Annotated in this window: 16 protein-coding genes and 1 pseudogene; 8 read left to right on the forward strand and 9 right to left on the reverse strand. The window is 46.4% G+C overall.

The window, feature by feature from the left end; genetic code table 11:
* The first annotated feature begins 49 nt into the window (after window positions 1-49).
* A complete protein-coding gene (locus tag I2H74_RS07350) occupies window positions 50-286 on the forward strand; it encodes a DUF3892 domain-containing protein (protein ID WP_195572864.1) in 237 nt (78 codons plus the stop codon).
* A gap of 81 nt (window positions 287-367) precedes the next feature.
* Here the strand turns inward: I2H74_RS07350 and I2H74_RS07355 are convergent.
* Window positions 368-1092: pseudogene (locus tag I2H74_RS07355) on the reverse strand (MBL fold metallo-hydrolase).
* A gap of 155 nt (window positions 1093-1247) precedes the next feature.
* Here I2H74_RS07355 and I2H74_RS07360 point away from each other — a divergent pair.
* From I2H74_RS07360 to I2H74_RS07370, 3 genes are all read left to right on the forward strand, one after another.
* Window positions 1248-1454 (forward strand): hypothetical protein, encoded by a 207-nt coding sequence (locus I2H74_RS07360; RefSeq protein ID WP_195572866.1) that lies wholly within the window; start codon window positions 1248-1250, stop codon window positions 1452-1454.
* A 356-nt stretch (window positions 1455-1810) separates the two neighbouring features.
* The gene (locus I2H74_RS07365; RefSeq protein ID WP_195572868.1) at window positions 1811-2383 is read left to right on the forward strand and encodes a hypothetical protein; all 573 of its coding nucleotides are present in this window, start codon (window positions 1811-1813) and stop codon (window positions 2381-2383) included.
* A 183-nt stretch (window positions 2384-2566) separates the two neighbouring features.
* A complete protein-coding gene (locus I2H74_RS07370) occupies window positions 2567-2875 on the forward strand; it encodes a DUF1292 domain-containing protein (protein ID WP_195572870.1) in 309 nt (102 codons plus the stop codon).
* 86 nt (window positions 2876-2961) lie between these two features.
* Here the strand turns inward: I2H74_RS07370 and I2H74_RS07375 are convergent, their stop codons facing one another.
* Both I2H74_RS07375 and I2H74_RS07380 read right to left on the reverse strand, forming a co-directional pair.
* Complete coding sequence (locus I2H74_RS07375) at window positions 2962-3381, reverse strand: DUF1885 family protein (RefSeq protein ID WP_195573428.1); 420 nt, start codon at window positions 3379-3381, stop codon at window positions 2962-2964.
* Window positions 3382-3528: 147 nt separating this feature from the next.
* Window positions 3529-5007, reverse strand: coding sequence for an aminotransferase class I/II-fold pyridoxal phosphate-dependent enzyme (locus I2H74_RS07380; protein ID WP_195572872.1), 1479 nt, complete (start codon window positions 5005-5007; stop codon window positions 3529-3531).
* A gap of 218 nt (window positions 5008-5225) precedes the next feature.
* Here I2H74_RS07380 and I2H74_RS07385 point away from each other — a divergent pair, with 218 nt between their 5' ends.
* Window positions 5226-6404: an MFS transporter gene (locus I2H74_RS07385; RefSeq protein ID WP_195572874.1), complete on the forward strand. Its 1179-nt coding sequence runs from the start codon at window positions 5226-5228 to the stop codon at window positions 6402-6404.
* A 131-nt stretch (window positions 6405-6535) separates the two neighbouring features.
* Here the strand turns inward: I2H74_RS07385 and I2H74_RS07390 are convergent, their stop codons facing one another.
* From I2H74_RS07390 to I2H74_RS07405, 4 genes are all read right to left on the reverse strand, one after another.
* The gene (locus tag I2H74_RS07390) at window positions 6536-7219 is read right to left on the reverse strand and encodes a TetR/AcrR family transcriptional regulator (RefSeq protein WP_229106442.1); all 684 of its coding nucleotides are present in this window, start codon (window positions 7217-7219) and stop codon (window positions 6536-6538) included.
* A 17-nt stretch (window positions 7220-7236) separates the two neighbouring features.
* Complete coding sequence (locus I2H74_RS07395; RefSeq protein WP_195572876.1) at window positions 7237-8346, reverse strand: ABC transporter permease; 1110 nt, start codon at window positions 8344-8346, stop codon at window positions 7237-7239.
* Entirely contained in the window at window positions 8343-9092 is a 750-nt protein-coding gene (locus tag I2H74_RS07400; protein ID WP_195573432.1) for an ABC transporter ATP-binding protein, read from the reverse strand. Before I2H74_RS07400 ends, I2H74_RS07395 begins: the two co-directional genes overlap by 4 nt.
* A gap of 212 nt (window positions 9093-9304) precedes the next feature.
* Window positions 9305-9934 (reverse strand): YktB family protein, encoded by a 630-nt coding sequence (locus tag I2H74_RS07405; RefSeq protein WP_195572878.1) that lies wholly within the window; start codon window positions 9932-9934, stop codon window positions 9305-9307.
* Window positions 9935-10094: 160 nt separating this feature from the next.
* Here I2H74_RS07405 and I2H74_RS07410 point away from each other — a divergent pair, with 160 nt between their 5' ends.
* Together I2H74_RS07410 and gndA are read left to right on the forward strand one after the other, a co-directional pair.
* Entirely contained in the window at window positions 10095-10691 is a 597-nt protein-coding gene (locus I2H74_RS07410; protein WP_195572880.1) for a hypothetical protein, read from the forward strand.
* A 316-nt stretch (window positions 10692-11007) separates the two neighbouring features.
* Entirely contained in the window at window positions 11008-12417 is a 1410-nt protein-coding gene (gndA, locus tag I2H74_RS07415) for an NADP-dependent phosphogluconate dehydrogenase (RefSeq protein WP_195572882.1), read from the forward strand.
* 180 nt (window positions 12418-12597) lie between these two features.
* Here gndA and I2H74_RS07420 read toward each other — a convergent pair whose 3' ends face one another.
* Window positions 12598-12924, reverse strand: a complete 327-nt coding sequence (locus I2H74_RS07420; protein WP_195572884.1) for a methyltransferase — start codon at window positions 12922-12924, stop codon at window positions 12598-12600.
* A 262-nt stretch (window positions 12925-13186) separates the two neighbouring features.
* Here I2H74_RS07420 and I2H74_RS07425 point away from each other — a divergent pair, with 262 nt between their 5' ends.
* Window positions 13187-13744, forward strand: coding sequence for a shikimate kinase (locus tag I2H74_RS07425; RefSeq protein WP_229106443.1), 558 nt, complete (start codon window positions 13187-13189; stop codon window positions 13742-13744).
* Here the strand turns inward: I2H74_RS07425 and I2H74_RS24535 are convergent.
* Window positions 13725-13896: rhodanese-like domain-containing protein (locus I2H74_RS24535; protein WP_229106502.1), on the reverse strand; the 172-nt coding region annotated here is incomplete at its 5' end. The genes I2H74_RS07425 and I2H74_RS24535 overlap by 20 nt on opposite strands.

The raw sequence follows: 13896 nt of genomic DNA on the forward strand, positions 1-13896 counted from the left end.
GTCACACTGAATCTTAACACGATTCAAGAGACAAAATGGACAAAGGGAGATGAACCGCATGGAACGAGAAACGATTGTTGCTGTTCAAAAAAATGGAGATGGTGATCTGACCGCTTTTCAAACCGATTCAGGTCGAGTGCTGGACTACAACCAGGCGATTCAAGCCATTCACAACGGGGAGATCGCAGGAGTCAACACTTTTAAAGGCAAAGACGGCGGCACATACATTCGCGGAGATGCGGATGGAGATCCGACCAATAATTTAGATCAACTGCCAATGTTTTAATGATAAAAATTTGCGTAATAGAAGAAGAGCGCTTTGTCTCTAAGTCGAGATAAGCGCTCTTCTTTTTTTGCTGCAGGTTTATTAAGTCTCAATGGTATAGGTCTCGTGCTGATTAATAAATGGCATAAGCCCCGTTTGGCCTTCCCAATTCGGACGTGTATCCCCGTAATGCATCAGTGAAATCTTAGACTGCAAGTCGGGAGGAAGGGTAAGCAGCTCATTAATGGTGGAATGCACTTCGCCGATTCCTTCTAACTGGCAATCATGCCAGATCGTATGTACACCTTGATCAACAAGTGCTCGCAGGAGGGCAGGCTGAAAGCGCATGTCGGCGCTATAGAAGAAAGTATCGAGTAGCTTTGTTTTCCCTCGATATGAGGGGTTTCAAGCCATTTTATTTTAAGAGCAGGTGTGATCTGGTGCTCTTGATCAACAGTTTGAGGAAAGACCTCAAATACATCCTCCAATCGGATGATCTCCTTTTGTGTGATGCCTGCCTTTAACGAATGCTCCCATATAGGTTCAACCAGCGTATTTGCAATATACAGCTTAGGTTTGCGGTCATAAAGAAACTTCATTTGGAACGCATATTCCTCAAGTCCTCCAATATGATCGGCATGAAGATGTGTGACAAATACACCTTCGAAATCGTTAAAGCTCTTGCCAAGTTGGTGGATGGCGAGTGGAGCAGTAATTCCGCAGTCAATCAGGAACGAGTGATCCGCTGCAGAGATGATCGCGTTATTATTGTAATAGCGCTTTGCAAATGCACTGCCAGTACCCAGCATTTGAATCTCAATTGACATGAGTAAGCCACGACTCCCTTCATTCTCATTCCGAGACTTTGCTCTACTGTATCATGCGTTTAGGCATGTACACAAGCCAATTGCCGAATTGACTCATAGACTAATGTTGAAAAAGTTCCCAAAACTGATGAGCGAGGGTAAGGGTGATTCTACTTATGGCAAAAGGCAAATCAACCAAAAAGAAAAAAGAAGCAAGTGGCGGACGTGCGCAGTATATGATGCGAATGGTAACCTCGGATCGATGTGCGGTATGCCCGACGCCTTGCTCACGGGGAATGGCTTACTGTGCTCGCATGAATGAGCCAGGAGCGGTTGGTCAAGGTGTCCCGTGCATCTTAACCAAAACAAAAATTGGGGGATAACACCTAATCAGCTTAAGTACATCGAATGCTGTAGCAATTGTAGCAAATCATCACCCGGGAAATATTGGATAGGGGGCATTGTTCTATATTTCCCGGATGAAACTGAAACCGATAAGCATGGATAAATGTCATAAAACTTGCAAGCTGATGACGGAGGGAAGAGATGCATTTGAAGAGGACAAGCCCTTATTGGAGCCATTATACATCTATATTTCAATACATGATCATATCTTCCAAATGTTGTATATGAACATAAAGAAAATGATGAAAAAGCAGCATGCATGTCCCGAGAAGTGCGCAACTCTAGTGTATAACACGAGTATAACTATACAACAAGAGCAATTGGAGGTACCCACATGAGATTCAAAAGAGTTGCGGCACTCGTGTTACTGGGCTCCATCATCGGAGGCACTTATGTTTCCATGATTCCCCAGGCCCACGCCGAAGGTACGGATCGTATTGATGTACAGGTGAATGGTCGTCCATTATCGGACGCAGGCATTATGGTGGATGGTCGAACCTATTTGTCCGTTCGTGATTTGCAGGACAGCATTCAAGGATTTATCTACTGGGATGCTGCAAATAAGAAGCTGTATATCGACAAGCCGAATGTCCACATGATCACCTTCAAAGATAAAAATATGTTCGGTAAAGTGCAAGCTGGCAAAACGACTTTCTCGGTGCATGTTCAAGTTGATGATCTTCTGTCTAAAGTAGATGGCATTCGACTAACGATTGTGGATCCGAATGGCAAAGCGACAGAGATTGAGCAATCCAAACTAAGCACGCAAGAGGATAATTTCTGGTTCCGCTCGAAGGATTTCACGTACGACTTTAAAGCAAAAGGCAAGTATACGATTAATTGCTACTTAAAGCAGCAAAACGGCGATTATTCACTTGTATCTCAAAAAACGTTGGACGCTATTTAATGCACATTTTGTGTGAATAGTGGTTATACTAGTTGGTGTCTCGTAGTACGAAACTGTGTCGTCTTCGCATACATACTTGATGGTGTGAGTGGGATTTGCTCACATTGACCTTGATAACAGTTCATGTTACGATACATGATATTGCAACATATACCACTGTAGGATCCAAAGGAGAACGAATCAATGAGCGAACATAAGCATGATGCAAACTGTGGACATGACCACGATCATGATCATGAGCACGAAGAATTTGTTGTTACCTTAATTGATGAGGATGGCAATGAAATAGATATGGCCCTTGTTGAGACTTTCAACGTAGAAGATCAATTGTATGCCCTTCTGCTTGAGCGCAACAACCCTGAAGCAGACGGTGTTATTGTTCGCGTTGATGAAGATGGGGACGATATGGTCTTGAATGCGATTGAAGATGATGAAGAATGGAATCGTGTACAGCAAGCCTACGAAGAGTTAGTATCTTCTGAAGACCAATAAGACATGGCTGGAAGCTCCAAGTAATCTTGGAGCTTCTTTTCGTGCTTCGAAGAGGATCATTTTCCATCTTCCTAATGCCGCTGCTTTTATTTTCGAGGATTGAAATACATGATGCGTCCGTTAAACAATTGAAGCTCCGCTTTCCACGATTTAGCCAAATACCGGCTAAGTTCATTAGCCTTTGACTTGTCTCCGCTTGTAGCAGCATCCGGCAGAAGCAGTTCCACATAATGCCGAACCTTTTCTCCATCAAGTCTTGAACCTGCCCCCATCAAAATGCAGTGATAGATCGGTTCCGTTCCTTTCAGGATCAAGCCCAACTCTTCATAGCCTTGCTTCGTCTCAATCGTGTAAGGAAATGCAGCCTCAGCATAATTCCATTCGAGCTGATTCCCAGTCAAGCTTGTTTGCTCTTTGTAGTGTATAAGCTGTTCGCGTAGCTCTTCTACCGTCACGGAAGGAACCGCGGATCCATCAACAAAGGTTATCGTTGCGCGTTGGCTCATCATATCACCTCCAGCTGGATTCATTCACCAAAGGGTACTCTTACAATCTACACAGCTAATGGGACAAATAGTCCAATAAAAAAGGCCTCCCAGGAATCTCCTGAGAAGCCTCATTAGTCGCTATGTTATTTATAATGGATGGTAAAGCTATTCGAAAATAGCCGTTTCCTCTTTAATGACCTTTACATAGTGGATACTGCGATCTTCTGGTCCCTTAACTGGCAAGCCTACATCCACATGATCTCGAATGTAGTCGATGTTATCTTGTGAGATGACCTCACCAGGCAAAAGAATAGGAATTCCTGGCGGATAGACGTAGATAAACTCTGCAATGATGCGTCCGGCGGATTCTTTAAATGGAATGATTTCCGTATCTCCATAGAACGCGTCTCTTGGAATCAGGGACAGTTGTGGGATTTCCGGAATCTTGACCACTAATTCCTGTACTTCATTCACATTGTAATACTGCTCGGACAGGTCACGCAGCGCCTGCAGCAGAATGTCGATCGTCTCTTTATCGTCGCCTGGCGTAACGAGGCACAGGATATTGTACATATCACTGAGTTCTACCTCAAGATTGTAATGATCACGGAGCCAATTTTCTGTCTCATAGCCTGTAATGCCAAGATGACGAACATGAATGGTCAGCTTTGTTGGATCGTAGCTGTAAGTGGCTTCTCCACCCAGAATGTCCTCGCCAAAGCAGTATAGGCCTGGCATCTCATTGATTTCTTTTCTGGCATCTTGTGCAAGCTCAATCGCTTTTTCAGCAATGTCATGACCGTTCAAGGCGAGGTTTCTTCTAGACGTATCTAATGATGCAAGCAGCAGATACGAGGTCGAAGTCGTCGTCAGCATGCTGAAAATCGTTTGGATGCGATAAGGGTTCACAAGGCCATTTTTCGTATTTACATTCAAAATGGAGCTTTGCGTCATGGAGCCGCCAAGCTTATGAACGCTTGTTGCTGCCATATCCGCTCCTGCCTGCATGGCTGACATCGGCAGACCCTCATGGAAATGAATGAGCACGCCATGGGCTTCATCCACGAGTACCGGAACCTCGTAAGAATGCGCAAGATCAACGATTTCTTTCAAGTCTGCGCAAATACCGAAGTATGTCGGATTGATGACAAGCACAGCTTTTGCATCAGGGTGCTTCTCTAATGCTCGACGAACAGAGCGAGTCGTCACACCATGGTCAATCCCCAAATTGCTATCCCGAGCAGGCGATACGAATACTGGCTTCGCTCCTGCAAAAATGATCGCGGACATGATGGATTTATGCACATTGCGTGGAACAATGATTTTATCTCCAGGCGAGCAGACAGACATGATCATCGTAATGATCGCGCCGCTCGTGCCTTGTACGCTAAAATACGTATAGTCCGAACCGAAGGCATCAGCCGCTAGCTGTTGCGCCTCCGCGATGACCCCTGTCGGCTGGTGTAAATCATCCAGCGGGGCAATATTTATCAGGTCAATCGAAAGAGCCTGATCACCAATGAAGGAACGGAACTCCTGGTCCGCCCCGGCGCCTTTCTTATGGCCTGGAATATGAAATTGCACCGGATTCTTCGCGGCATGCTCCGTTAAAGCAGTGAATAATGGTGTTCGATGATGGTCCATCGCGGTTTCACAACCTTTCGTGTTGGGATGAGCTCTGACCAGCAGGCTATCGTTTGAATTAAACAAACAAGCATAAGTTTAACAAAAACAGGGGGGAATGCAAGTACAATTTAAAGGGTATTCCTTCAGATTGTTCGGAAATGAACGGAATCGCTTGTTCATGAGAATGTCATGATAACGCATAGTAAAATGTGGTAGGATGTTCTGGGGGTGAAGTTATGAAAAAACCACTTCTTGTTGTGGTTCTGATGCTTATGATGGTATTCATCGGATTCGGCATTATTATTCCGGTGCTGCCAAGCTTAATTACGGAAGCGGGAGCGAACGAATTCCATCTAGGGCTGATGCTGGCACTGTACTCGCTAATTTCGTTTGTGCTGTCTCCACTGTGGGGAGGCCTGTCTGAGCGAGTAGGACGGCGTCCTGTCATTTTGATCGGAATATTCGGATTCAGCCTAAGCTATCTTCTATTTGCGCTTGCAGATGGACATTTGTGGGTGATGTATTTGTCCCGCATTCTTGGAGGACTCTTTGCAGGGGCTGTTACGGCTGTTATCGTGGCGTACGTGGCAGATCTTACGACAGAGGAGACGCGAACAAAAGGAATGGGGCTCGTCGGCGCTGCTATCGGATTAGGGTTTACCTTTGGACCGGCGTTCGGCGGTTTGTTAAGCCGTTTTGGACTGGCTGTACCGTTTGCTGCAGCTTCGGCCTTAACGCTGATTACGACCATACTGGGCTTCTTCTGGCTGAAGGAATCACTCCCGACAGAGAAAAGACGCAAGTCAAGCGGAGAGCGTACTTCCCGCTGGACGGCTTTTGCCGGCAGGATGAAGTACTTATATGTCCTGTCCTTCTTTGTGACCTTCACGTTGGCTGGCCTGGAAGCGACGCTGCTTTATTTTCAGGCTCAGCGCATACCGGATGTTACCACAGAGGATATTGGATGGATGTTCTTCTTCTGCGGCCTCGCAGGGGCTCTTGTTCAAGGCGGTGTCGTACGGCGCTATATTAAAAAGGGAGGCGAGCATAAGGCGATCCTAATCGGCTTGCTCGTATCGGCCTTGGGCTTCGTGCTGCTGCTGTTCTCCAGCTCGTTCTGGAACGCAACGCTTTATCTTTGCATTTTTGGCATTGGCAATGCCCTGATTCGTCCTTGTGTGACATCCTTAATCACACAAAAATCGACGGTAAGCCACGGTGTAGCCTCAGGACTCAACTCCTCGATGGACAGCTTTGGCCGCATCACAGGCCCGCTGCTTGCAACAGCCGTGTTCAATCTTCATGTGAACTTGCCGTTTGTGATCGGAGCCATTCTATCAGTTGCCGCGATCGGCCTGCTGGCCAAGTTCACGGTGTTGGATCGTAAAACACAAGGACAGCGCTTGCCCGCGTAAAGGAAGCAAGTGGTTATATTTACAGCTCCTTGGACAAGCCTGACAACATTATAAAACAGCCTTCTATACGCACATGAGAATGAACCATCATTTCGTGCAATAGAAGGCTGTTTTTTATCCGTCATTTATGGTTATGACTTAAAGCTTGCTATCCCATGCATAATCAATTGTACGGTACGTTCCAACTCTACCTCGTCTTGCTCCCACTCGGCATTCGGCAGGAAAAGATGGCGGACGAGCAAGAATCCAATCACATTCGTTAGTGTAAAACGCAGGATGATGGGTGAAGGCATGTCAATCAGCTCTCCAACTGCTTTGTAGCGCTCCACGACGAGCCGCGCACGCTCGAACAGCTGCTCGGATACTGTATTAATAAATTCTTCCTTGAGTTCCTCATGAAAAGGAATTTCCTGAATGAGCAGACGGATGGCTTGCTTATGCTTGATAAAAAAATCATGGCGATTCTTCAGAATGGCTGCAACGAATTGAGCATAGCTGTCATACGGTGTATCGACGATCTGCTTGAGCTCGCGAAGGAGGAAGGGGGCAAGCAGCTTCGTCATCATCGGCGAGAGGATGGAGAACAGCAGCTCCTTCTTCGTTTTATAGTGGCGAAAGATCGTCCCTTCTGCGACGCCTGCTTTCTTGGCAATTTCATTCGTAGAGGCCGCTGCATATCCTTTTTCTGAAAAAATATCGAGAGCTGCGGCAACGATTCGCTGCTGCTTATCCGTCATCTTCTCCCGCTCTTCAGGCTCCAATTGATTCAATAGCTTGATCCACTCTTCTTCATGCTGGTTTCTTTCTACCGACAACGTTTATCACTCCTACACTAGATCGAACGATATTTGCGAAGCGCCCATACGTTCAGCACAAAGAATGCTGTCGCAAAGCAGGCAAGCACAGCAACGGATGGGGCGATAACCTCGAATCCTTTGCCACGTATCATAACATTAATCAGGGCATCCGAGCCATACGTTAGCGGCAGAAGCACAGAGACCCATTGCAGCCACTTCGGCATCGCCTCTAACGGAAATAATCCACAGAAGAATACCTGCGGAACAATAACAAGCGGAATGAACTGAAACATCTGAAATTCATTCGTAGCGAAGGCAGACATCAGGGTGCTAAGACTTAAGGCAGTTAGTGCAAGGCATAAGGCGATAAGCAGCACATACCAGAAGCTTCCTTCAATTTGCAGATCAAGCACATAGGTGGCGTATGCCGTAATAATGATGGTTTGTAAGAGCGCGAATAAGCCGAAGCCAATGGTGTAGCCGAGTACAATCTCTGTTCGTCTTAACGGCGAAGCCAGCAGTCGATCCAGCGTACCCTGCGTTCGTTCCCGCAAAAATGACACGCCTGAGATCATAAACACAAATAAAAAGACAAAAACTCCAATAAGCATAGGTCCTATCCGGTCAAATGTGCTCATGTCCTGATGACCGTACAACGTGTCTACAACGAGCTCAGGCTGGGCGATTGCAATAGGAAGATGGGCTTGACCTGACGGATTGGCTGAAGCGGGTAGCTTCTCTTGAAGCTCCGCGGACAAGGATGGAATGAGCGTCTGCATCGTTTCTTGAATGGTCTCCATCGTCTGGCGGCTTATGGATGGGTCGCTGCCTTCTAAGGTGACATGCACCACTGGCTTCATATTTTGGAGCTCCATTTGCAGATAGGCATCAAGATTCCCATCCTTTAGCTCCAGCTTGGCAGCGCTCAGCTCATCGTATCGAGTCCAATCCGCTTGAATGCTCTTCATCGCTTCATCAATAACATCCTCTGCAATATATCCCACTTTTGGCTCAGGCAGTGAACCGCCAAATACGGCATACATCAATGTCATTACAACTAAAGGGGCGACAAAGATTAACGCAAGTGTCCGCTTGTCTCTTCGCATCTGTCGAATGATTCGTAGTACCAAGGCTCGTATTCTCATGCTTGAAGACCTCCGCTGAATTGGATGAATACTTCTTCGAGTGTTTCCGCTTGATGAGTCTTCTTTAACTCTTGCGGCGATCCAACAGCTATAAGTCTGCCATCCCGAAGCAGGGCAATACGCTCGCATTGTTCCGCCTCATCCATGACATGCGTAGTCACGACAATGGTTGTTCCGTTCATCTTTAGTTCATGAAGCGTATCCCAGATGGAGCGTCTTAGAACAGGATCAATCCCGACCGTCGGCTCATCCAGCACAAGGAGTTCAGGCTCATGAAGCAGTGCGATGGCAAGCGATAAGCGGCGCTTCATCCCACCAGAGTATTGACTAACAGGTTTTTTCGCATGTGGAAGCAGGTCAACGAGTTGCAGCACGTATTGGATGCGATCTTTTTTATAGGCGTCTTTAAGACCATACAAAGAAGCGAAGAACTCGATGTTTTCATACGCGGACAGCTCATGGTACAGCGCATCGGACTGCGCCATGTATCCGATTCGGCGGAACACCTGGAGATCGGGAAGTGTCGTATCTAGCGCGATCACGCTGCCGGCATCAGGCTTCTCCATTCCAATCATAAGCTTGATGGTGGTCGTTTTCCCCGAGCCGGAAGGCCCAAGCATGCCGAACATTTCTCCTTTCTTAACCGTAAAGCTAAGCGGATGGATTACAGGTTGTTTCTCATACTGCTTCGATACGTTTTGAAGCGCAACGACGGGATGATCATCTACGTGAGTGGTTGCATTCATCATCATGCTCTCCTTCTTTTTGGCATAGAAATGGATGAGTGTTAATCCTTTGAATAAAAGTGAGTAATCACTCATTTTTTTATTCTCATTCTAATCGTTTCCCATCCCCTTGTAAAGATCGGTTCACAGCCTCTATGTGCGAATAAATCCTTTATGTCTTCTTTCAATATAAAAACACTCCCTAATCGTAGGAAGTGTCTTCATTATCAATATCATGCTTGTCCAGCAAGTTTATAGAGCGGTATCAAGGTCTCAATCGTATCAGATGTAAGCTTCATAAAGGCTTGTCCATCTTTTAGAATCGGGTTTTTGGCATCAATATGGCGTCCGACCAGCCATTCGGCAGATTTCACGTCGCGGAATCGGATAAGGGACTGCTCCAGCTCTTGATCGGACATGTCCTTAAGGGAGGTCGCATGCTTTTGCATGTGATCCTGCGAGATCACATAATCCTTGGGCACGATAGTCTTAAGCTGATCAAGTTCTTTCAAGAACAGCGAAGCGATCCGCTGCTTATTCGTGGCTTCATAGATAAATGCGAGCCATATAAAGAGATGGTCGTCGAAAAGTCCAACTTGGAAGTGAGGGAGCGCCTTATATCCGCGCTTATTTGGACCGATCGCGAGCCAAGTATCCTTTGGAGGATTTACAGTTCTGCGCGCATGTTTTGCAATATGCAAAAACATCTCTTGGCCTGCAAGCAGAGAGGCTTCTCCGCTTAGCTGTTCGCCAATGAGACGGAATTTTGGCTGAATGCGTTCTCGAATCGCTTCCATTCGAGCGTCAAGTCCTTCGATCTGGAACGTTTCGAAGTCGGCAGCTTGAAAGCCGTTAAAGGTCATGTATGGTTCATCCTCTCTATTCTGTAAGTCCTTTTATTATAGCACGTGATAGTCACGCTTCGAGAAAAGAAGCATTTCTTTCGAAAAACAAGTCAATAAACCAAGTTGCTCGAACATATGATGGAATATGGAAGCGATGACTAGGTAAGGAGGGATTGCCGTGAATCGCAGCGATGAAGTTGAATATTGCAATTTGGAGTTACGTTTTGACCGTCGGCAAATCCAGAACCTCATCCGTGACCTTATTCAAGCGGGGTATTCCTTGTATTGGAGCGAGAATGAATCGCTGTTTATCGTCTCCATTCGAACAGGACGCAAATTGGTAAAGCTTCGATTCCAGCGAATCAACAATCGCTACAAAATTGTTGGGGATTATACCATCCGAGATGAGCGTCTTGGAGCGTTTATGGAACGAATGATTGGGGATTCTAGAGGTCACGCGGTGGTAAAGAGGTTCAAGGATCGTCAAATTTTAGTCGAAAATATTATGTTTGGCGAACGAATCCGTCTTGTTGAGATAAGCGGCATGGAGCAGAAGGTACTGTATCAGAAGCGGCCATCGGTAACGACAGAGGAGATGATCCAGGCTTATACATCAACCCGTGCCGAAGATCGAATGGATGCACTGCGCTCCGAAATTGATAGTAAGCTGGCAGAGCTATATAGCGCCATGTCCCTGCATGATCATGAAGCAATCCAATCGTGCAAGGATGAGCTTCATGTTCTTAGAAGAGAAATGCTGCAGCTGGAATGGTGAAAAGTCGCAAGACAACCCTTATATCCGATTCGATGAGAGCATTTGTCGATGGATAGCGGGGTGTTTTGCTGTGTGAAATCATAAGTTCAATAGCACCAGTTTTGAAAGGGGCACGTTTATTGAAGAATCGCGCAAATGATGTCCATACTATGCATCATCAAAAAATATAGGTAATACTACGGAAGTTAGGTTATAGATATGCCCGCTTGTGATGTAGCTCATAGGAATGATGGGGAGGGGTTCACTTCTATGTAGAAAAAGGGTAAAATAACACTAATGCTTGCTACTATATCTAGATAAAGGGTGGAAGATCCATATGTCGAAAACACAAATCGGTGTAATCGGACTTGCTGTAATGGGCAAGAACTTGGCACTGAATATCGAAAGCCGCGGTTTTTCTGTATCGGTTTACAACCGTTCCCGCGAGAAGACAGACCTTCTTATGAGCGAAGCACCTGATAAGAACTTGACGCCTACATATACGATTGAAGAATTCGTTCAGTCGCTTGAAGTGCCGCGCAAGATCTTGATCATGGTTCAAGCTGGACAAGCGACAGACGCAACGATCGACCAATTGATCCCTCATCTGGATCAAGGCGATATCATCATTGACGGCGGTAATGCTCACTATCCTGATACACAGCGCCGCAGCAAATATTTGGAGGAGAAAGGCTTCCGCTTCATCGGTACGGGCGTATCCGGCGGTGAAGAAGGCGCATTGACGGGTCCTGCAATCATGCCAGGCGGTCAAGAAAGTGCTTATAAGCTGGTTGAGCCAATCCTGACAGCGATCTCTGCAAAAGTAAACGAAGAACCTTGCTGCACATACATCGGTCCAGACGGTGCTGGCCACTATGTCAAAATGGTACACAATGGCATCGAGTACGGTGACATGCAGCTGATCTGTGAAGCTTACCATCTCTTGACTCATGTTGTAGGTGTAGATACAAAGGAATTGCAAGCAATCTTCTCCGAATGGAATAAAGGCGAGCTCGACAGCTATCTGATCGAGATTACAGCTGATATCTTCTCGAAGTATGATGAAGAAACAGGGAAGCCAATGGTAGATGTGATCTTGGATTCCGCAGGTCAAAAAGGTACTGGTAAATGGACAAGCCAAAACGCATTGGATCTTGGCTACCCGCTTACCATGATTACAGAGTCCGTATTCTCCCGTTTCTTGTCCGCGATGAAGGACGAGCGTGTTGCGGCTAGCAAAGTATTGTCTGGCCCAGAAGTGAAGCCATTTACAGGCGACAAAGCGGAGTTTATTGAGAAGATTCGCAAGGCGCTCTTCGCAAGTAAGATCGTATCTTACGCGCAAGGTTTCTCTCAAATGCGTGTAGCATCCGAAGAATATAACTGGAATCTTCCACTTGGCAATATTGCGAAGATCTTCCGTGGCGGCTGCATCATCCGTTCTCAATTCTTGAACAACATCAAGGAAGCGTATGATCGTGATGCAGAGCTTAAGAACCTTCTACTTGATCCTTATTTCAAGGAAATCGTAGAAGACTATCAATATGCATGGCGTGAAGTTATCAGCACAGCTGTAGCGAACGGCATTCCTGTTCCTGGCTTCTCTTCTGCCTTGTCTTACTATGACAGCTATCGTACAGAACGCTTGCCAGCGAACCTGCTGCAAGCACAACGCGATTACTTCGGCGCACATACGTTCAAGCGTGTGGACAAAGAAGGATCCTTCCACTATAACTGGTTGTCTTAATCACGAGATAAGCCTCGTTATCACATTAACGCCGAGCTGGTCAACAGCTCGGCGTTATTTGTAAACAGGGATGATTGAATCTAAAGAGAAGCAGAAAAGGATTATTCATGCTCATAACTTATGCTTTATTAGGAGGGTTGGGGAGCGAATTGATCAATAAGCGCCTCTCTTGCAGCAGGCTTAAGTGTCATTTGAAGACACTATGGGCTGCCATAGGCCATGTGCGGCTTCTTGCAAGTACAGGCGCAAACGATCGCTCTCCGAGTCCTGAAGCCTAGAGCGATGAAGCATAATGACAGCTACTTCGGCATAGTAGCGATAGTTTCTGGCTAATCGCTCAGCGCCGAGCTGAATCACGGAGGCTTGATTGCTTGCCAGTTGATTCTTGACCATATTTAGCACCCATAGGATATCATCGCGACATAGCGTGTGCTGAGGGTCCAGAATGCGCTCCATCCGAGCGGCAATGGCACGATGGTGGTGATCGGGGTTCGAAGGATGCGGCATCTTCGTTCACTCCTTAAAGAAGGTTCGACTGAGTAGAAGGATCCTAATTCTATGTTCTATTATTCATAGGTTGTTGTAAGAATTGAACGAATAACCGTCAGACCTTTCGTATGGATTTATGATTCTTTCGTTCAACCTAATACTCATCCGTACATGTACTATCATCTTTACGTAGAAGCCTTTATTTTTATACATGGAAGATTGTCGAATCGAAGATGACTATGGTATCATATGGGAAGTTTACCTATAGGAGTTGAGTCATATGCTGACCAATGAACGGCGTGAGCTGAGGCATCATATCGTATTGATCGGATTTATGGGGACAGGCAAATCCATAGTAGGTCAGCGCCTTGCAGAACGTCTCCACGTTCCTTTTATTGATTTGGATCAGGAAGTGGTCCGTCAGGAAGGAAGATCGATTCCGGAGCTGTTCGCTCAAGAAGGAGAAGAGTACTTCCGTGATACGGAATCCAAAGTTCTAGCGGCATGGCTTCAGTCCGAGCAGCCTGGCATTATTTCTACAGGCGGAGGAGCGGTGCTTCGTGCAATCAATTGCGATGTGATGAAACAGCAAGGCTTTGTAGTTGCTTTGACAGCGGAAGTGGACACGATTATTGCTCGGGTCTCGGGCGATGCTGATCGTCCGCTTTTACAGGGGAACGCGTCAGAGCGCGTCCATCAGCTCATGGAAGCGCGCGCTGGGCGTTATGATTTCGCACATTGTACGATTCCAACGGATCAATGCGAGGTGGAACACATTATGCATCAGATTTTAGAAGCCTATGAGACCTATCGTTGTGCTACGAAGGAAGCTGAGTAGGGCCAGCAATGCTTGCCCAAGCCAGCATGCCACCTGACATGTTAACGGCACCTTCCATTCCAAGGTGCTGCAAGTATTCACATACCCGTTCGCTGCGATAGCCGCTGCGGCAGATGAAAATGATCTCTTGTGCTGTTGGGATTTCTCCCACT

It is taken from the genome of Paenibacillus sp. 1001270B_150601_E10 (assembly GCF_015558675.1).
GTDB lineage: Bacteria > Bacillota > Bacilli > Paenibacillales > Paenibacillaceae > Paenibacillus_B.